At 68.1% G+C, this 18081-nt stretch carries 14 protein-coding genes; 5 read left to right on the top strand and 9 right to left on the bottom strand.

Features of this window, described 5'->3' with window-relative positions; all coding sequences use genetic code 11:
• The first annotated feature begins 8 nt into the window (after positions 1 to 8).
• The 5 genes from trpB to FRZ44_RS00850 all read left to right on the top strand — a co-directional run bounded on the left by trpB (position 9) and on the right by FRZ44_RS00850 (position 5023).
• Complete coding sequence (trpB, locus tag FRZ44_RS00870) at positions 9 to 1220, top strand: tryptophan synthase subunit beta (protein WP_151175397.1); 1212 nt, start codon at positions 9 to 11, stop codon at positions 1218 to 1220.
• Positions 1221 to 1228: 8 nt separating this feature from the next.
• Positions 1229 to 2107, top strand: a complete 879-nt coding sequence (trpA, locus tag FRZ44_RS00865) for a tryptophan synthase subunit alpha (protein WP_225308739.1) — start codon at positions 1229 to 1231, stop codon at positions 2105 to 2107.
• Positions 2108 to 2138: 31 nt separating this feature from the next.
• The gene (gene accD, locus FRZ44_RS00860) at positions 2139 to 3026 is read left to right on the top strand and encodes an acetyl-CoA carboxylase, carboxyltransferase subunit beta (protein WP_151175396.1); all 888 of its coding nucleotides are present in this window, start codon (positions 2139 to 2141) and stop codon (positions 3024 to 3026) included.
• A 172-nt stretch (positions 3027 to 3198) separates the two neighbouring features.
• A complete protein-coding gene (locus tag FRZ44_RS00855) occupies positions 3199 to 4506 on the top strand; it encodes a bifunctional folylpolyglutamate synthase/dihydrofolate synthase (RefSeq protein ID WP_151175395.1) in 1308 nt (435 codons plus the stop codon).
• Positions 4499 to 5023, top strand: a complete 525-nt coding sequence (locus FRZ44_RS00850; protein ID WP_151175394.1) for a GNAT family N-acetyltransferase — start codon at positions 4499 to 4501, stop codon at positions 5021 to 5023. The genes FRZ44_RS00855 and FRZ44_RS00850 overlap by 8 nt, the downstream gene beginning before the upstream one ends.
• Here the strand turns inward: FRZ44_RS00850 and FRZ44_RS00845 are convergent, their stop codons facing one another.
• From FRZ44_RS00845 to tsaE, 9 genes are all read right to left on the bottom strand, one after another.
• On the bottom strand, positions 5024 to 6205 hold the full coding sequence (locus tag FRZ44_RS00845; RefSeq protein WP_151175393.1) for an aminotransferase class V-fold PLP-dependent enzyme: 1182 nt from the start codon (positions 6203 to 6205) through the stop codon (positions 5024 to 5026).
• Between the two features lie 245 nt (positions 6206 to 6450).
• Positions 6451 to 7764 (bottom strand): type II toxin-antitoxin system HipA family toxin, encoded by a 1314-nt coding sequence (locus FRZ44_RS00840; RefSeq protein WP_151175392.1) that lies wholly within the window; start codon positions 7762 to 7764, stop codon positions 6451 to 6453.
• The gene (locus FRZ44_RS00835; protein WP_407658042.1) at positions 7764 to 7937 is read right to left on the bottom strand and encodes a helix-turn-helix domain-containing protein; all 174 of its coding nucleotides are present in this window, start codon (positions 7935 to 7937) and stop codon (positions 7764 to 7766) included. The genes FRZ44_RS00840 and FRZ44_RS00835 overlap by 1 nt, the downstream gene beginning before the upstream one ends.
• Before the next feature lie 448 nt (positions 7938 to 8385).
• Positions 8386 to 8706: a thioredoxin TrxA gene (trxA, locus tag FRZ44_RS00830; protein WP_151175390.1), complete on the bottom strand. Its 321-nt coding sequence runs from the start codon at positions 8704 to 8706 to the stop codon at positions 8386 to 8388.
• Between the two features lie 123 nt (positions 8707 to 8829).
• On the bottom strand, positions 8830 to 12330 hold the full coding sequence (addA, locus tag FRZ44_RS00825) for a double-strand break repair helicase AddA (protein ID WP_151175389.1): 3501 nt from the start codon (positions 12328 to 12330) through the stop codon (positions 8830 to 8832).
• Positions 12327 to 15353, bottom strand: a complete 3027-nt coding sequence (gene addB / locus FRZ44_RS00820; RefSeq protein WP_151175388.1) for a double-strand break repair protein AddB — start codon at positions 15351 to 15353, stop codon at positions 12327 to 12329. The genes addA and addB overlap by 4 nt, the downstream gene beginning before the upstream one ends.
• Positions 15354 to 15623: 270 nt before the next feature.
• On the bottom strand, positions 15624 to 16346 hold the full coding sequence (locus FRZ44_RS00815) for a nucleotidyltransferase family protein (RefSeq protein WP_151175387.1): 723 nt from the start codon (positions 16344 to 16346) through the stop codon (positions 15624 to 15626).
• 18 nt (positions 16347 to 16364) lie between these two features.
• Complete coding sequence (locus FRZ44_RS00810) at positions 16365 to 17414, bottom strand: aminoglycoside phosphotransferase family protein (protein WP_151175386.1); 1050 nt, start codon at positions 17412 to 17414, stop codon at positions 16365 to 16367.
• Complete coding sequence (gene tsaE, locus FRZ44_RS00805; protein ID WP_151175385.1) at positions 17411 to 17896, bottom strand: tRNA (adenosine(37)-N6)-threonylcarbamoyltransferase complex ATPase subunit type 1 TsaE; 486 nt, start codon at positions 17894 to 17896, stop codon at positions 17411 to 17413. The genes FRZ44_RS00810 and tsaE overlap by 4 nt, the downstream gene beginning before the upstream one ends.
• Positions 17897 to 18081: the final 185 nt, after the last annotated feature.

Raw genomic sequence — 18081 nt, 5'->3', positions numbered from 1 at the left:
GGACCGCTTTGACCAGTCTCAACACCTATCGCGCCGGCCCCGACGAGCATGGCCATTTCGGCATCTATGGCGGCCGTTTCGTCGCCGAGACCCTGATGCCGCTCATCCTGGCGCTGGAGAAGGCCTATGAGGCGGCCAAGCGCGATCCGAGCTTCGCGGCCGAGCTCGCCTATTACCTCGAGCATTATGTCGGCCGGCCGAGCCCGCTCTATTTCGCCGAGCGGCTGACGCGCCATTTCGGCGGCGCCAAGATCTATTTCAAGCGCGACGAGCTCAACCACACCGGCGCGCACAAGATCAACAACTGCATGGGCCAGATCCTGCTGGCCAAGCGCATGGGCAAGACCCGCATCATCGCCGAGACCGGTGCGGGCCAGCATGGCGTGGCGACGGCGACGGTGGCGGCCCTCTTCAATCTCCCCTGCACCGTCTATATGGGCGAGACCGACATCGCGCGGCAGAAGCCCAACGTGTTCCGCATGCGCCTCCTGGGCGCGGAAGTGAAGCCGGTCAAGAGCGGCACCGCGACCTTGAAGGACGCGATGAACGACGCCCTGCGCGACTGGGTCGCCAATGTCGAGAACACCTTCTACATCATCGGCACGGTGGCGGGCCCGCATCCCTATCCGGCGATGGTGCGCGACTTCCAGTCGATCATCGGCCGCGAGGTGCGCGAGCAGATGCAGAAGGCGGAAGGCCGTCTTCCCGATACACTGGTCGCCTGCATCGGCGGCGGCTCCAACGCGATGGGGCTGTTCCATCCCTTCCTCGACGATCCGACCGTGAAGATGGACGGCGTCGAGGCCGCCGGCCTCGGTATCGAGACCGGCAAGCATGCGGCCTCGCTCAATGGCGGCGAGCCTGGCGTGCTCCATGGCAACCGTACCTATCTGCTGCAGACCGAGGACGGGCAGATCATCGACGCCCACTCGATCTCGGCCGGCCTCGATTATCCGGGCATCGGCCCGGAACATGCCTGGCTGCACGATACCGGCCGGGTGAACTATGTGTCGGCCACCGACCGGGAGGCGCTCGACGCCTTCCAGCTCTGCGCCCGGACCGAAGGCATCATCCCGGCGCTGGAACCGGCCCATGCGCTGGCCCATGTCACGCGCATCGCGCCGACCCTGCCGAAGGACCATCTGCTGGTCATGAATATGTGCGGGCGCGGCGACAAGGATATCTTCACCGTCGCCGACGCGCTGGGGGTGACGCTGTGAGCGCCGCCGTGACCGCCGGCGCCAAGCCCGCGGCCGCCGCCCTTCGCGGCGCCGATTCCGGCCGCATCCGCCGTCGTTTCGAGGCGCTCAAGGCCCAGGGCCGCGGCGGCCTCGTCACCTTCGTGACGGCCGGCGATCCCGACTATGAGACCGCGCTCGCCATCGTCAAAGGCCTGCCCGAGGCCGGCGCCGATCTGATCGAGATCGGCATGCCCTTCAGCGATCCGATGGCCGACGGCCCCGCGATCCAGGCCTCCTCCTTGCGCGCGCTCAAGGCCGGGATGACCTTGAAGAAAACCCTGGCCCTGGTGACCGCCTTCCGCGCGGGCGACAAGGACACGCCCATCGTGCTGATGGGCTATTACAACCCGATCTATCGCTACGGCGTCGATCGCTTCCTCGCCGATGCGAAGAAGGCCGGCGTCGACGGGCTCATCGTCGTCGATCTGCCGCCAGAAGAAGATCAGGAGCTCTGCATCCCGGCACTCGCCGCGGGGGTCAATTTCATCCGCCTCGCCACGCCGACGACGGACGATGAGCGTTTGCCGGCCGTGCTCGCGAACACCAGCGGCTTCGTCTATTACGTCTCGATCATGGGCATCACCGGCACGCGCTCGGCGGCCGATTCCGATATCGCAGCCGCGGTCGGGCGCCTGAAACGCCATACCGATCTGCCGGTCGGCGTCGGCTTCGGCATCCGCACGCCGGAGCAGGCGGCGACCGTCGCCGGCATCGCGGACGCGGCCGTGGTCGGCTCCGCCATCGTCGAGAAGATCGTCGCGGGCCTCGACGGCCAGGGCAAGGCCAAGCCCGGTCTGGTCAAGGACCTGCTGGGCTTCGTGGCGGAGCTCGCGCAAGGCGTGCGCGGCGCGGCCCGCAAGCGTTGAGAATGGGGGCGACCCTTTTGCGAGGTCATCCATGAGCTGGCTCACCAATTTCGTGCGTCCCAAGATCCAGGCGCTGGTCCGCAAGACCGACGTGCCGGACAATCTCTGGGAAAAATGCCCGGCCTGCTCGCAGATGATCTTCCATCGCGATCTCGAAGCGAATTTGCGCGTCTGCACCCATTGCGGCCATCATCTGCGCCTCTCCTGGCGCCGCCGGCTCGAGCTCCTGTTCGACGAAGGCAAGTTCGACCGCATCGACCTGCCCAAGGGGGAGACCGACCCGCTCAAATTCCGCGACCGCAAGCGCTATGCCGATCGCCTGAAGGACACCCAGACCAAGACCGCCGAGCAGGATGCGATCGTGGTGGCCCATGGCAGCATGGGCGGCCTGGCGACCGTGATCGCCGTCTTCAATTTCGAGTTCATGGCGGGCTCGATGGGCAAGGCCGTGGGCGACGGGCTGATCGCGGCCGCGCGGCTCGCGGTCGAGAAGCGCGCGCCCCTGATCGTGATCCCGGCCTCGGGCGGCGCGCGCATGCAGGAAGGCATCATCTCGCTGATGCAGATGCCGCGCAGCATCATCGCCGTCGACGAGGTCAAGGAGGCGGGCCTGCCCTACATCGTGCTGCTGACCGATCCCACCACGGGCGGCGTCAGCGCCTCCTTCGCCATGCTGGGCGACATCCAGATCGCCGAGCCGGGCGCCGTCATCGGCTTCGCCGGTGCCCGCGTGATCGAGGAAACGATCCGCGAGAAGCTGCCCGAGGGATTCCAGCGCGCCGAATATCTGCTCGATCACGGGATGGTCGATCTGGTGTCACCGCGCATCGAGCTGCGCGACACGCTCATCCGCATCCTGCGCCTCCTGGGCCAGCGCCGCCTCCAGAACACGAGCCCGGTCCCCTACGGCGCGATTTGAACGCCGCGGCATCGTCCATGGACCTTTCCGGTATCAATATTGTCCCCTCCCCCGCTTGCGGGGGAGGGTTGGGGAGGGGGCTGCTCGGTCGTTCAATCGACGCCGTGTCTTCCCCCTCCCTAGCCCTCCCCCATAAAGGGGGAGGGGACAAAAACGCACAGCCTCGCCGCCCATGACCGCCCCCCTCGGCAGCGATCTCGTGCTGGAGCGGCTGACGAAGCTGCACCCCAAGCTGATCGACCTGGTACTCGATCGCGTGCAGCGCCTGCTCGATCGCGTCGGCAATCCGGAGCGGCGCCTGCCGCCGGTGGTGCATGTGGCCGGGACCAACGGCAAGGGCTCGACCGTCGCTTACCTGCGCGCGATCCTCGAGGCTGCGGGCTATCGCGTCCACGCCTACACCTCGCCGCATCTGGTGCGGTTCCATGAGCGCATCCGCCTCGCCGGCAGATTGATCGAGGAGCCCGAGCTGCTGGCGCTGCTCGAGGAATGCGAGCGTGCCAATGGCGATCAGCAGATCACCTTCTTCGAGGTCACGACCGTGGCGGCCTTCCTCGCCTTCACCCGGCACAAGGCCGACATTCTCCTGCTCGAAGTCGGGTTGGGCGGCACTCACGACGCGACCAACGTGATCGAGCATCCGCTCGCCTGCTGCCTGACGCCGATCTCGATGGACCATATGCAGCATCTGGGCCATACGCTGGCCGAGATCGCGGCGAACAAGGCCGGCATCATGAAACGGGGGCGCCCGGTCGCGATCGGGCCGCAGCCGGCCGAGGCGGAGGCCGTGTTCGAGGCGCGCGGCGCCGAGCTCGGCGCCCCGCTCCACCGGTTCGGCCAGGAATGGAACGCCCGGCGCGAGGGCGATGCGCTCCTTTTCCGCGACAAGCGCGGCGAGACAAGCTGGCCGCTGCCCGCGCTCCCGGGCCTGCATCAGATCGAGAATGCGGGACTGGCGCTGGCGACCCTGCCGCTGCTCGACGGCTTCTCGATTTCCGAGAACGCCATCGCCAAGGGCTTGCGCAGCGTCGAATGGCCGGCGCGGCTGCAGCGGTTGCGGCGCGGACCCGTGGTCGAGGCGCTGCCGCCCGGCTGGGAAGCCTGGCTCGATGGCGGCCACAATGAATCCGGCGGACAGGCGCTGGGCCTTCATGCCGCGGGCTGGCGGCGGGAGCGTCCCGATCTGCCGATCCGCCTCGTCTTCGGCATGCTCTCGACACACGATCCGGTCGGATTCCTCAAGCCGCTGCTGCCCCATATCCAGGACGTGACCGCGGTCGCGGTCGGCGGCAATCACCAGGCGCTCGATGTCGAGGCGCTGGTCGAGGCCGCCAGGCGCGCCGGTGCCGCGCAGGTTCGCGGCGCCTCCTCGGCCGATGAAGCGGCGCGCGCGATCGTCGCCGCCGACCCGACGGCGGCACGGCTTCTCATCTGCGGTTCGCTCTATCTCGCCGGTGAAGTCCTGGCGAAGAATGGTTGAGCGGACCCCCGCGATCCGGATCCGCCGCGAAGCCGCAAGCGACATCGCTGCCATCAATGCGCTCAACCGCCTGGCCTTCGGCGGCCCTGGCGAATGGCAGATCGTCGCCCGGTTGCGCCAGGCGAAGCTGATCGCGCTCTCGCTGGTGGCCGAGGAAAAGGGCCGGATCGTCGGCCATATCCTCTTCAGCTGGCTCCCGACCCGGATCGACAGCCGCGAGGTGGCGGCCGTGGCGCTGGCACCGATGGCCGTGCATCCCGACCGCCAGCGCCGGGGCATCGGATCGCAACTGGTGCGCGAGGGGCTGAAGCAATTGCCGGCTCTCGGCGCCACCGCCGTGATCGTGCTGGGCCATCCCCACTTCTATCCGCGCTTCGGTTTCTCCGCCGAGATGGCGCGCCACCTCGCCGGCCCCTTCTCGGGCGAGGCCTTCATGGCGCTGGAGCTGGAGCCGGGCGCGCTCCAGGGCGAGAACGGCAAGGTCACCTACCCCGCCGCCTTCGGCCTCAACAGCTGATCAGTTCGTCTTGGGCGCCGTGGCGCGGAAATGTTCCTCGGCCGCCGCGACGCCGGAGCCCGGCGCCAGGGTGGCCCCCAGGTCGCGCATCGTCATCTCGGCACCCGACAAGGCCGCCAGCACCATCAGCTCGTTGAGCTCGCCCAGATGGCCGATGCGGAAGACCTTGCCCGCGAGCCGCGCCAGCCCGACGCCGAGCGAGAGGTTGTAGCGGCGATAGGCATGGCGCACGAGCTCGGCGCCGTCGACGCCCGGCGGCGTCCAGATCGTGCTGACCGTGTCGGAATGCCATTGCGGCGCCTTGGCGACCAAGGACAGGCCCCAGGCGCCCACGGCACGGCGCACGGCCTCGGCCATGCGATGGTGGCGCGCGAACACGTTGGGCAGCCCCTCGCCCAGCAGCAGATCGACCGAGGCCCGCAAGCCGCGCAGCATCGTCATCGGCGGCGTGTAGGGAAAATAGCCGTTCTTGTTCATGCGCAGCATGTCGTCGAAGGAGAAATAGCTGCGCGGCAGCTTGGCCGTGGCCATGGCGGCCAGCGCCTTCTCGCTGACCGCGACGATGGCGAGGCCGGTCGGCATCATGAAGCCCTTCTGCGAGCCGGCGACGGCGATATCGACGCCCCATTCCTCCATGCGGAAATCGATCGAGGCGATCGAGGAGACGCCATCCACGAAAAGGAGGGCTGGATGTTTCGCCTCGTCGAGCGCCCGGCGCACCGCGGCGACGTCGGAGGCGACGCCGGTCGCCGTCTCGTTATGCGTCACCAGCACCGCCTTGATCTTGTGGGCGCGGTCGGCCTTGAGCCGCTCGGCATAAGCCGCTACCGGCACGCCCTCGCCCCACTCGACATCGATCGCGTCGACCGCAAGGCCGTGGCGCTGGCAGAGCTCGGCCCAGAGCTGGCTGAAGAGCCCGAAGCGCGAGGCCAGCACGCCGTCGCCGGGCGAGAGCGTGTTGGTGATGGCCGCCTCCCAGCCGCCGGTGCCGGTCCCGGCGAACACCAGCACATGGCCGGTCTTCATCTGGAACACCTTCTTCAGATCGGCGAAGAGCGGCAGGGTGAAATCCGGGACGTCGGGAGCTCGCTGATCTTCCTGGGCACCGCCCATCGCACGGCGAACCGTCTCGGGCATATTGGTGGGACCGGGAATGAACAGAAAATTGCGACCCGCCGACATCGTCACTCTCCCTGTCAGGCCAGCGCCTGATGCGACCGCGAACCCGCCTGGCAAAATGCCAGCCTCGTCGGATCGGATTTCGATCCTAGGGGTACGAAGCGCGAAGCCACGTCATGGAATCGGTGTGGACGGACAATTGGCCGCAGCGACCCGCTCCCTTTCATGACTGGCCGATCAGAAAAGGGAGCGGGTGGACGGGATGAAATGGATTTCCTTGTGCTCGGATCGTCGCAATCTTGCCGCCGTCATGTCAGCGAAGCCAATCCACGGACGCGCTCGGATACGGCCCTCCTCACGGAATCGTGGATGAATGCGGGGAACCGGGCCGGCAGTTCTTCTTGCACCCGTTCCAAGGCGCCATCGGCAGCGGCGACGACCTCCTCGATCGCGGCCGAGGCAATCGCCCTGGGCAGGCCGGCGGCTTGCGCCGTTTGCATGAAATGCCGCCCGTGGATGCCGTCGATCCGGTAGTGATTCGTCTCGCCCACGGCCATCGCCAGCTTCATCTGCTTGCGCTCGATCTGCCGTACATCCAGGCTCGGTTGCGCCGTGAGCGCGTCGTAGAGCGGCGTCAGGCTGTAGCTGCCGCCCGGCCCGAGGAAGATGCTGAAATTCTTGGCATGCCCGTCCGTGGCGCCGATCAGCCAGAACAGGATTTGCGCCTTGAATACGGTCTTGCGGTCTTCGTCGGGCGTGTCGCTGCCCTTGAGCAGGTCGATGATGTCGACGAGTCCCGGCCCGCCATCGCTCTGATATTTCCGGCTGGGCGGCACCGAGAGCGCCTGACAGCAATCCTCCTGTGGCAAGCGCAGCAGGCGCCCGTCGCGCGTCCAACGCCGGTCGAAACGCTCGATCACGAGCGCCTTGGTCTTGCCGAAGGTCTCGATCGTCGCGCTGTTGACAGGCAAGCCGAAAGCCGCAAGCAATTTGAGACAATAGAATTCGTTTTCGACGCTGTTCGACAGGTCGATTCCGTTCGGCAGCTCGCCGATCTGGGGTTTCAGAATATGCGTCGTCGGGGTCGTGCCGAGCGGCTTGCGCCAGCGTTTGCCATCCCACAGCAGGGCGGTCTTTTCCTGTGCCCCTGCGATCGAGATGCGGAAATCCTTGTCCCGCGAGAGGCCAAGCGGGGCCTGCGCAAGATTGCGCAGCAGCTTTTCGACGGCGCCAGCGTCGACAGGCTCGCCTTCGATCATGGGAGTGGAATCGACCACATCATCGTCGCCCGCAATGAATTGGAGCGCACCGACACAGTCGCGCCCGATCGCAGCGAGCAGGCTGTAGGCATCGCTGCCTTCGGCACCGACTTGTTCGGCGACACGGCGGCGCAGCGCCTCGGAATCGGGAAGCAGGTTCTCGAACACCGCCGAAACCGGCGCGCCGCGATAGGCGTCCTCGCGAAACGGCAGCGAAAGGGACACCGGAATGGCGCTCCGCCGGCTCAGCCAGCTTTCATCGTACCGGAAGCTGACCGCGCCGCTGGGCTCCTTGAGCAGGTGCCCGACGAGGCGGTTGTTCAGATAGACGCGCAGCGGCGCATGCCGCTTGCGGCGCGGCATCAGAACAGCTCCTCGATCGCGACGGGTTGCCCCTTGGATCGAGGCGCGATCCGGAGTTCCAGATCGAGTGCCGCCAGCACCGAAAGGATGGTATCGAGTTTGGTGGCCGGGTTACCCGTCTCGATCAGGGAAATGGTTTCCTGGCGCAGGCCGGTCTTCTCGGCAAGCAGCATCTGACTCCATCCGCGTTGCCTGCGAGCGTTGCGGATGATGTTTCCGATCTGCTTTGGGTTGCGACCGAGGTGTTCCTCTATCATTGAAATATTATGGTCTGATTCCGATAAAATAACAATATCGGAATCAGCGCATAAAATCATATTATGTGTTAAATCCGATAAATATTGATTATGTGAATGAACGCATAATTTCCGACGGTCTCGTCAGCAGCCTCTCCTCAGGCTCAGGCTCGCCGCCTGAATCCTCTCTCCCTCGAGGAGAGATGGGTCCATCCACGAAAGAGTCCTGCTGCCCTTAATTCAAACCAGTCGGTCCGAAATTCGCCAGTAGGCAGACGGAGAGGAAAAGAGGGACGTCGTCGCACCGTGCGAGAATGAAAAAGACCGCTCTCCTTTCAGGAGAGCGGTCCCGGTATCTCGAAAGATGGGCTTGTGATCGCGTCGATCAGATGACCGATTCGACCCACTCGGAGAGCTTGTTCTTCGGCAGGGCGCCGATCTTGGTGGCGGCCACCTGGCCGTCCTTGAACAGCATCAGCGTCGGAATGCCCCGCACGCCATATTTGCGCGGCGTGTTCGGGTTCTCGTCGATGTTGATCTTCGCGATGGTGACGCGACCGTTCATGCTGGTCGCGATCTCCTCGAGCGCCGGCGCGATCATCTTGCAGGGACCGCACCACTCCGCCCAGAAATCCACCAGCACGGGGCCGGGCGCCTTGAGCACGTCGCTGTCGAAGCTCGCGTCGGAAACCTTGGTTGTCGACATAAACACTCCCTAACGGGTTGGGCGGCCTTATGGGGAAAGATTAAGCCACCCGGACTTCAGACTCGACGCAAAACTTAGGAACCGGCCGGTTCAGCGTCAAGCCGCGCGTGGACAGCGCCGGGATCATGGCAGATGCGCGTCAAGGAGTTCGTCCGGTAACCGCATCAGCAACGGGGTCTCTGTCCAGAGCAGGTGGCAAGCGATTGGCAAGCCGGGGTAAATGCCGGCCAGCAGCGCGCGGTAGGCGGCCATCTGGCGCAGATAGGCGGCCGGCACCTCGTCGAGACTCGAGGCCGGCGGCCGGTTGGTCTTGAAATCGACGATCCAGACGCCGTTCGCATCGACGGCGAAGCGGTCGATCTGGCCGGCGATCGCGAGGCTGTTCCCGTGCCGGCCGATCACCTCGCCGGCGATCGGCTGCTCGGCGCGGGCCTTCGGCGACCAGATCGGCGCCAGATCGGGCCGCGCCAGGAGATCGAGCACGCGCGCCAGGAGCTCCTCGCGCGCCGCGGGATCCAGCCCATAGAGCGAGCGCTTCAAGAGCTGCTGCGCCGCCGCCTTGCGCCGCGACGGCGCAATCTCCGGCAGGCTTTGCAGCAGCCGATGGATCAGCAGGCCGCGCCCGAAACGCGTCGCTTGCGCATCGCCCTGGCGCAGCGGCGAAAGGAGGCCCGGCTCGGCGATCGCGGGCCGCGACGGGGCCACCGGCCGCCAGGGCTCGGGCTCTCTCCCCGCCGGCTGGCGCAGCGAGTCGGGCGGCGGCGGCGGCACCAGCACAACCGTCCCTTGCGCCCTCGCCTTGTCGGGTGCCGCAGTCGAGGCGGCGGCGATGGCGCGGCTCGGGCCCTGCCAGCCTTCCGGTCGCGCGTCGGCCGGCGCGAAGCTCAGCGCCTCGCCCTTGTCGGCGAGAGTGGCCACGAGATGCTCGTACCAGCTCAAGGGCTGGCCGCTCTTGCGCGAGTCCCAGCCGCAGAGATAGAGCCGGTCGGCGGCGCGCGTGAGGCCGACATAGAGCAGCCGGCGATATTCGTCCGCCTGCGCCGCGTCGCGCTGCGCGCGCGCCGCGGTCGCCAGCTCCTCGTCGAAGCCCTTGCGCCGCACCCAGAGCGGCAAGGCGCTGTCGCCTTCGCCCGCCCAGAGAATGCGCTCGGTCTGTTTGGGCACCTGCGCCGTGTCGGGCAGAATCACGATCGGCGCCTCGAGGCCCTTGGCGCCATGCACCGTCATGATCCGCACCTGGCCTGCGCTCCCGGGTTCGTTCGTCTCCTGGTCCAGGTCGCGCTTGACCTCGATCGAGCCCGCCTCGAGCCAGGCGAGGAAGCCTTGGAGCGAGGGCGGATGGCTGCGGCCGTGATCGAGCGCGAGGCGCAGGAACTCCTCGACGGGATCGGCCGCGTCCGGCCCCAGCCGCGCCAGCATGCGCCTGCGCCCGCCCCGCGCACCGAGGATCTCGGCATAGAGCTCGAAGGGCGGCAGGAAATCGACATGGGCGAGGAGATCGGCCAGGAGCGCGTGGGCCGCGGCGAAATCCGGCCGCAAGCCCGCGCGCTCGGTCAGGCTGCGCCAGAGCGTCTGCGTCCCGCGATCATGTGCCAGATCGAACAGCGCCGCCTCGTCGAGTCCGACCAGCGGGCTCTTCAGCACCGTCGCCAGCGTGAGATCGTCTTCGGGCATCAGCAGGAAGTGACCCAGCGCCATCAGGTCCATGACGGCGATATGCTCGTCGAGCTTGAGGCGGTCGATACCGGCGACCTCGACATTCTTGTCCTTGAGCTCGCGCACCAGCTCTTCGACGAAGGCGTTGCGGCGCCTGACCAGCACCAAGATGTCGCCGGGCCGGACCTTGCGTCCGCGCGAGGGCAGCTCGTCATGGCCGATCATCTCGGCAATGCGCGCGGCGAGGGTCCGGGCCAGACGCGCGCGTGGCAGATCGACATCGTCGACCACCGCCGGCAGGCTCCAGGCTTCCGGCTCCTCGCCCTTGATCTCGACCGCGATCGGCCAGAGCTCGACCCTTCCGCCTTGTCCGGGCCGGGCCGAGATATGCGCGACCGCCTCGCCTGGCGGGGCGACGCCGGCCGCGGCCTGCGGATCGGCGAAGACCGTGTCGATCGCTTCCAGCACGGTCGGCACCGAGCGGAAGGAGACATGCAAGGGCTCCTCGAGCAGCACCTCCTTCACTTCGGTCAGCTTGGCGCGGAAATGCTCGCGCATGCGCCGGAAACCTTCCGGATCGGCGCGCTGGAAGCTGTAGATCGACTGCTTGGCATCGCCGACGGCGAAGAGCGTGCGCGGTGTCGCGCGCGTGTCCCAATTGGCGAAGAACTCGTCGGCGATGGAGGCGACGATGTCCCACTGCTCGGGGCTCGTGTCCTGCGCCTCGTCGATCAGGATATGGTCGATGCCGCCATCGAGCTTGTAGAGAACCCAGGGCGCCAGGCCGGGGCGGCGCAGCAGATCGCGCGTCAGCACGATGAGATCGTCGTAATCGAGCGCCGCCATGTCGCGCTTGCGCTGCGCATAGCCCAGCAGCACCGCGCGGCCCAAGGTCAGCAACGCTTCGGTCGCGGTCGCGATCTCGGCGGCGTTGAGCCGCTCGCCCAGCTGCACCAGCCGGTCCTGCTCCGCCGTCAGCGCCTCGGCCGCGCCCGGCAGCGCATCCTCGCCCGCCTTGGTGATGAGTTTTGCACGCGGCGAGCCGCTGCTTGTGAAATAGACGGTGCGATAGAGATCGAAATTCGCCAGCCGCTCCGCCGCGTCGCCCGCCAGCCACTCGGCCAGGATCGGCGCGTGAGCCTTGTCGGTCTTGCCGCCCAGGCTCAGCGCCTCGACGGCGCGCGTCAGGCCGGCACGATCGAAGGCGCCCTCGGCGACCGCCGCCGTCATGAGCGATTCGATCGTGTCGTCGGGCTTCAGCCGCAGGCGCTGGCGCAGCCGCTTGACCGCGGCCCCCAGCCCGCCGGTCCCGGCGGCCAGGGCCTCCAGCCGGCGGCGTTCGATCATCAGCTTCTGCAGGAGCTCGTCGAACTCGGCCTCGCTGCCGACGCGCTCGGTGACGGCGGCCAGCGCCCGCGCGAGCGCGGGATCGCGCCCCGCCCTCGCATCGGACAGCACCTCTTCGCGCAGGGCCGCGCGCAACGCTTCCGCGTCGCGCTCCTCGAGCACGGTGAAATGCGGCGCGATACCGGCCTCGACCGGGAAGCGCGCCAGGAGCGACTGGCAGAAGGCATGGATCGTCTCGATCCGCATGCCGCCCGGCGCATCGAGCAGCTTGGCGAAGAGCTGCTTCGCCTTGTCCTGCAGCTCGGTCGTCGCGACCTGCGGCGTCAGCTCGGTGAGCGACTTGCGCAAGGTCTCGGGATTCGAGGCGGCCCAGCTCGCGAGCGTCGCGTCGATGCGGTTGCGCATCTCGGCCGCAGCCGCGCGCGTATAGGTCAAACAGAGAATTTTGGTCGGCGGCACGCCGTCGAGCAGGAGCCGCAGCAGACGATCGACCAGGAGCTTGGTCTTGCCGCTGCCGGCCGAGGCGCTCACCCAGGCCGAATGGCGCGGATCGGCGGCCCGCGCCTGCGCCTCGCTGGCGAGCCTGATCGGATCCCGTGCGGTTGTATCGGCGCGGCTCATTCCTCGCCTCCGGCGGCCGACCATTCGGCGATGCGCGCGAGATGGCCGTAATCGCTGTAATGCGGCGCATAGGCCGGATGCGGCTCGGAGTCGTAGGGCGTCGCTTCATTCGCGAAGGTGACGACGAGCCGGATCAGGCCCGCCAGCGCGTCCTCGGCCAGGGTCACCGCATCGGCATCCTTGCCGCCGGCGACCTCGATATGGCCGGGCGGGTCGCCGCCGGAAAGACGCCAGTAATCGAGCCGCGTCGCGACCGCCCGGCCCAGATCGGGAAAGCCGCCCAGCGCCGCCATCGCCGCCTCCAGCGGCAATTGCGGCGCATAGCCCTGCTTCACCATCCTGGCCGAGGGCAGCGCCCCGGTCTTGTAGTCGATGATGGCGGTGCTGCCGTCGCGCAGGCGGTCGATCCGGTCGGCCTTGGCGGTGAGGGTGAAGGCGAAGCCGCCGGCGTCGATCTCGATCTTGCCCCGGAGCTCGGTGAGCGATTCCAGGAGCGCCGGCAACTCCTTGGCGCGCTGCTCGAGGAACCAGCCGGCGATACGCTCGAAGCGCGGCCACCAGAAGGCCCAGACGGCAGGACGGTCGAGCCAGCCGCCGAAGGCCTCGCGCCCGAAGCGCATCAGCCTGTCATAGGCATCGGCCGGCAAGCGGTCCGGATAGGCGCGGATGAAGGCGTCCAGCGCCTGGTGGATGATGGTGCCGCGCTCGGCGGCTTCCGCCGCCGCGTCGATCGGTTCCATCGGCCGGAGCTTCAGGATATGGCGCGCATAGATCGCGTAAGGATCGCGCTTCCAGGTCTCGATCTCGGTGACCGAGAGCTTGTGCGGCCGGACCTCCACGGGCGGCCGGGGCGAGGGCCGCGCGACCGGTTGCGGCGGACCTGCGGGACGATCCCAGGCGGCGGCCCAGGCGAGCCATTGCGGCGCCTGGAGCAGCGCCGGATCGAGCCCCGCGGCCTTCATCAGCGCATCTATGCGCGTCAGCCAGCGCGAGGGCACGCTGGGCGTGCCATCCACCTTGCGCGCGCGCGTCAGCACCACGCGCGGCGCGCCGCAGGCCTGCTGGAAATCGTGGGCCGAGAGGCCGATGCGCCGCTCCGCCGGCGGCAGGCCGAAGGCCTCGCGCATCGGCCGGCTCATCCAGGGATCGGGCGGGGGCGTCACCGGCCAGGTGCCCTCGTTGAGCCCGCCCAGGATCATCAGATCGACCTGCTGCAGCCGCGCCTCGAGCGGACCCCAGACGAACAGCCGCGGATGGCGGCCGTAGCGGGGCCGCACGCGCTGCGCCGCCATCAAGGCATCGAGCAGGGCCGGATATTCCGGTCCCGCGATCGGCTCATGTTCCCGGGAGGCGGCCAGGAACTCGGTGAAGAAGCCCGCCGCCGCTTCGCCGGCATCGCCGCGCCACAGCCGCGAGGCGCCGGTCTCGCCGTCGTTCGCGGCCAGGGCCTCGGCCAGCGTCAGATGGGCGCGGATCAGGTCTTCCAGCGTCACGCGGCGCGAACCCGCAAGCTCGAGATAGGGCGCCGCGGCGCGGGCGATGCCGTCGAGCCAGGAGGACAGCCCCTCCAGCTCGGGATAGCGCTCGATCGACGGCGCCAGGGCCGCCTGCAGGCCGTCGAAACCCGGCGCCGGCCGCGGCCCGCGCAAGGCCGCGCGTTCCAGCGCCCGCAGCTTCGCGCGAAACGCCGACGTCGCTTCGCCACCGGCCGCCAGCGGATGTTTCAGCAAAGAGAGCAGCGGCACCGGCGCCACGCCATCGAGCGGCAATGCTGCCACCAGCCGCAGGAAGCTGCCGGGCGGCGTCTGGCCCAGATCGGTACCGGCGGAATCGTCGATCTCGATCGACCAGCGCTTGAGCTCGGCGGCGACACGGCGCGCCAAGGAGCGATCCGGCGTCACCAGCGCCGCGCGCTGCCCTTTTTTCTCGACCGCCTCGCGCATCAGGAGCGCGATGGTGAGCGCCTCCTCGCTCAGGCCCGGGCAATCGAGCCGCGTCAGGCCGATCTCATGGCCTTCGCCCTTGAGTGCGATCCGGTCGGCCGCGGCGTCGCGATCGGGGCGGCTCCAGAGATGGGTCAGATCGGCGGGGGCCAGCGCCTCGGTGAGGAAGGCCTGGCGCCGCGCGACCGTGGGATGGGCCTGCGAGTCGGGCCAGGGCAGCACCGCTGCGGGCGCAACATCCAGCCGCTGCAGCAACAGCCGGAGCCCATGCTGGGGATGGCTCGGATCGGCCTCGACCTTCTGCCAGAACTCCGCATTGCCGCCGGTGGCCAGGCCCGGCAGCACCACGCGGCCTTGCGGCAATTGCGCGACCGCGGCGATCAGATCGGCGGTGGCCGGGATCGAGCCCGTCGATCCGGCCGCGATCACCGGATCTTGCGGCGGCGATTTGAGCCAGAGCCGCGCCTGGCGCTCGAGCAGGAGATTGCGCCGCTCGGCCGCCCCGATCGCACCCGCCGCCTTCTCGATCCTGGGCCAGGCCTTGGTGACGATCTCGAGGAACTCGACCGTGAGCTGCCAATGCCGCGCCAGCTCGCCCGGCACGATCTCGGCCAGCCGCTCGAAAGACAGCCGTTCGGTCGCGACCTGGTCGACCAGCCGCGCCAGCTCTTCCGCCAGCGAGGCCGCCCGGTCGGCCGACATCGATTCGCCGCGCGCCTCGGCCGCGCCCGCGACCAGACGCGAAAGCATCAGTTGGCGCATCAGAGGCGGCAGCGCCGGCGGCAGGTCGAGCGCGGCGCCAGGCTCTTCCGCCTCGGCCGCGAGCGCCAGCTCTTCTTCGTCGATATCGCCCAGCGGTGTCAGTTGCGGCAGCAGCAGCGGCCGGCCTTCGCGCAAGCGCAGGAAGGTCTCCTGCAGCGCGCGGCAGGCCCGGCGTGTCGGCAGCAGCACGCGATAGCGCCCGAGCGCCAGCGGATCGTCATGAGTCTCGGCCAGAAGACGGCGCGCCAGCGCATCGAGGAACGGCACGCCCGCGGGGATCGAGAAGATGCGGTCGGGCGGGAGGTGAGGGCTCGTCATCACGAGAAACTCCACGCCCCCTCCCCTTGCGGGAGGGGGTAGGGGGAGGGGTTCTCGCGAATCCGTGAAGAACTCGCGCGCCACCTCTCATTGCGGATAAGGTTCCGTGTCGGCGGCCCCAAATGCATGTGATCGCGACGCTCTGCTACCAGGTTTCAGTCGAGATCGGCAGTCGACGTCCTCATTCTTACTTGAAGCGCCCCTCCCCCTACCCCCTCCCGCAAGGGGAGGGGGCGTGGAGTTTCTCGCATCATCGCGTTCCCTCTTTTATCAGCGCCTGAACCCCACCTCGGCCAGGCGCTCCTCCACCTCGGTCAATTGCCGCGGCGTGCTCACATGATACCACTCGCCGTCATGGCGCAGCCCATAAAGCCGCCCTGCCTCGATCGCCCGGTCATAGAGGAGATTGAGCGAGAAGAATCCGTCCGGCGAGTTGTCGAACAGGCGCGGATGCAGGAGCTGGATGCCGGAATAGAGAAAGGGGCTGACCTCCCATTCGCGCCGCCGCCGGATGACGCCTTGCGGATCGAGGGCGAAATCGCCCTGGCCGTCATAACCGACGGCCGTGGCCGTCGGCTGCAGCAGCAGGAGTGCGTCCATCCGCGCATCGTCCCAGGCGGCGGCCAGCCGATGCAGCGCGTTGGTCTTGCCGTCGAGCCAGAGGATCTTGGCATTGACCGCGAAGAAGCGCCCCGTCCCCAGCAAAGGCAGCGCCTTCTTGATGCCGCCGCCGGTTTCGAGGATCTCCTCCTCGTGCGAATAGACGATCTCGGGCGCGCTGCGATGGGAGAGATGCTCGACGATGCGCTCGCCCAGCCAGTGCGTGTTGACGACGGCGCGCCTGACGCCGCCTTCGACCAGCCTGTCCAGCACCCAGTCGATCAGCGCGCGGTTCGCGACCTTCACCAGCGGCTTCGGCGTTTCTTGGGTCAAGGGCCGCAGGCGCTTGCCGAAGCCGGCCGCCAGAACCATCGCGGTATCGGGAAATGACATCAGGGCTGTTCCAGGAACTCACATGGTGATCGCGCCGCGCTTGGCGCGCGGCACATGAATGTCGAACCAGGTCTTGAGCGGCGCCATGGCGGGCGCCGCGAGCGCGCTTTCGAGCTGACGCCAGACCCGCGGCAGATGCACCAGATAGGCGGGCTTGCCGTCGCGTTTCCAAAGCCGGACGAAGGTGCCGATGATGCGCGAATGGCGCTCGGCGCCGAACACCGCGAAGGCATCGGCGAAGGAAGCGCGATCGAGCCCCGGCAATCCGGCGACGAAGCGGTCGTAAAGCTCGGGCTCGAGCCCCGGCTTGAGATCGCGCCGCGCATCCTGCAGCAGCGACATCAGGTCGAATCCCATCGGCACGCGCACGGCATCCTGGAAATCCAGCAGACCGCAGGCGGCCACGCCCTTGCGCTTGGGCAGCCAGAGCAGATTGTCGACGTGATAGTCGAACAGGCCGATCGATTCCGGCGCCCGCCGGCCGCGCGGCAGCACCTGCCGCCAGGCCTCGCGATAGTCGCCCAGCACCGTCTCCGGGATCGGCGCGCCCATCACGGTCGGCCACCACCATTCGGTCAGGCGCGAGACCTCGTCGAGGGCGCGCGCATCGTCGAGCGCCGGCAGCGACTGCAGATCCTTCGGCTGGATATGTTTCGCCAGCTCGATCAGCACATCGACGGCGAGGCGATAGAGCATCGGCTCGTCGGTGCCGCGCTGCAGCAGGCGCGTATAGGTGTCGTCGCCCAGATCCTCGAGCAGCAGGAAGCCCTGCGCCTCGTCGGCGGCATAGAGCTCGGGCGCCGACAGGCCGAGGCCGCCCAGGATCTTCCGCACCGCCACGAAGGGCCGCACATCTTCGTGCGGCGGCGGCGCGTCCATCAGCACCGCCGTGCGGCCGCCCAGGGTCAATCGGTCATAGCGCCGGAAGGAGGCGTCGCCCGCGAGCAACCGTCGCTCGGCGCTGCCCCAGCCGGCCCGCTTCAGGAACGCGTCGCGGCTCGCGACGCGCTCGGGCTGTTCGTGAAGCTTGAGGGATGTCGTCATGGCCTGCGCGGACGGCTCCGTCATGCCGCGAGACGGTCGATGCGCGCGGCCCAACTCCCATGGCCGACGAAATCGGCATGGCGGGCGCCGGGGCGATCGGCAAAGCGCAGCGTGAGATCGAGCCGCATCGGCGGCAACAGCCGGCCCAGCCGCTCGGGCCACTCGATCAGCGACATGCCCTCGGACAACGCCTCCTCGAAGCCCAGCTCCCACACCTCGTCGGGCGCCGAGAGCCGATAGAGATCGAAATGCCAGAGCGGGCCCTTGGGGGTCTCATAAGTCTGGACCAGGGTGAAGGTCGGGCTCGGGACCTCTTCCGGACCGCCCATGAGGCTCGCGATCACCGCCCGGGCGAGGCAGGTCTTGCCGGCCCCGAGTTCGCCCGACAGGGCCACCAGATCGCGCGGCGCCAGGGCGGCGGCGAGGCTGGCCCCCAGCCGCTCGGTCGCGGCTTCGTCGGGCAGAAACAGGGACCGGACAGGGGATGAGGCGGCGGAATCGGTCATGCCGGATGGGTTGTAGCGAGGGGCCCGGAACGGCGCAACCGCCGCTCAGGAAGCACTCAAACAGCCCCTTTTTGCGTCGGAAACGCTTCCAAACCATTTCGATTCGACCCATTCGAGGGCCCTTTCGGCGGCGAATCGGCCGCGAAAATGCGTCAAAACCCCATCGTGGCAAGGGTTCTTACGGC

It is taken from the genome of Hypericibacter terrae, assembly GCF_008728855.1.
Classification (GTDB): Bacteria; Pseudomonadota; Alphaproteobacteria; order Dongiales; family Dongiaceae; genus Hypericibacter; species Hypericibacter terrae.
Note: the sequence above shows the minus strand (reverse complement) of the source record. Positions and strands in the feature narration are given on the sequence as shown.

Coding starts and splice junctions, on each gene's coding strand:
- addA (WP_151175389.1), bottom strand. CDS start 12,330: ATGAGCCGCGCCGATACAACCGCACGGGATCCGATCAGGCTCGCCAGC.
- tsaE (WP_151175385.1), bottom strand. CDS start 17,896: ATGACCGATTCCGCCGCCTCATCCCCTGTCCGGTCCCTGTTTCTGCCC.
- FRZ44_RS00855 (WP_151175395.1), top strand. CDS start 3,199: ATGACCGCCCCCCTCGGCAGCGATCTCGTGCTGGAGCGGCTGACGAAG.
- addB (WP_151175388.1), bottom strand. CDS start 15,353: ATGACGAGCCCTCACCTCCCGCCCGACCGCATCTTCTCGATCCCCGCG.
- FRZ44_RS00810 (WP_151175386.1), bottom strand. CDS start 17,414: ATGACGGAGCCGTCCGCGCAGGCCATGACGACATCCCTCAAGCTTCAC.
- FRZ44_RS00835 (WP_407658042.1), bottom strand. CDS start 7,937: ATGCTGCTTGCCGAGAAGACCGGCCTGCGCCAGGAAACCATTTCCCTG.
- FRZ44_RS00845 (WP_151175393.1), bottom strand. CDS start 6,205: ATGTCGGCGGGTCGCAATTTTCTGTTCATTCCCGGTCCCACCAATATG.
- accD (WP_151175396.1), top strand. CDS start 2,139: ATGAGCTGGCTCACCAATTTCGTGCGTCCCAAGATCCAGGCGCTGGTC.
- FRZ44_RS00840 (WP_151175392.1), bottom strand. CDS start 7,764: ATGCCGCGCCGCAAGCGGCATGCGCCGCTGCGCGTCTATCTGAACAAC.
- trxA (WP_151175390.1), bottom strand. CDS start 8,706: ATGTCGACAACCAAGGTTTCCGACGCGAGCTTCGACAGCGACGTGCTC.
- FRZ44_RS00850 (WP_151175394.1), top strand. CDS start 4,499: ATGGTTGAGCGGACCCCCGCGATCCGGATCCGCCGCGAAGCCGCAAGC.
- FRZ44_RS00815 (WP_151175387.1), bottom strand. CDS start 16,346: ATGTCATTTCCCGATACCGCGATGGTTCTGGCGGCCGGCTTCGGCAAG.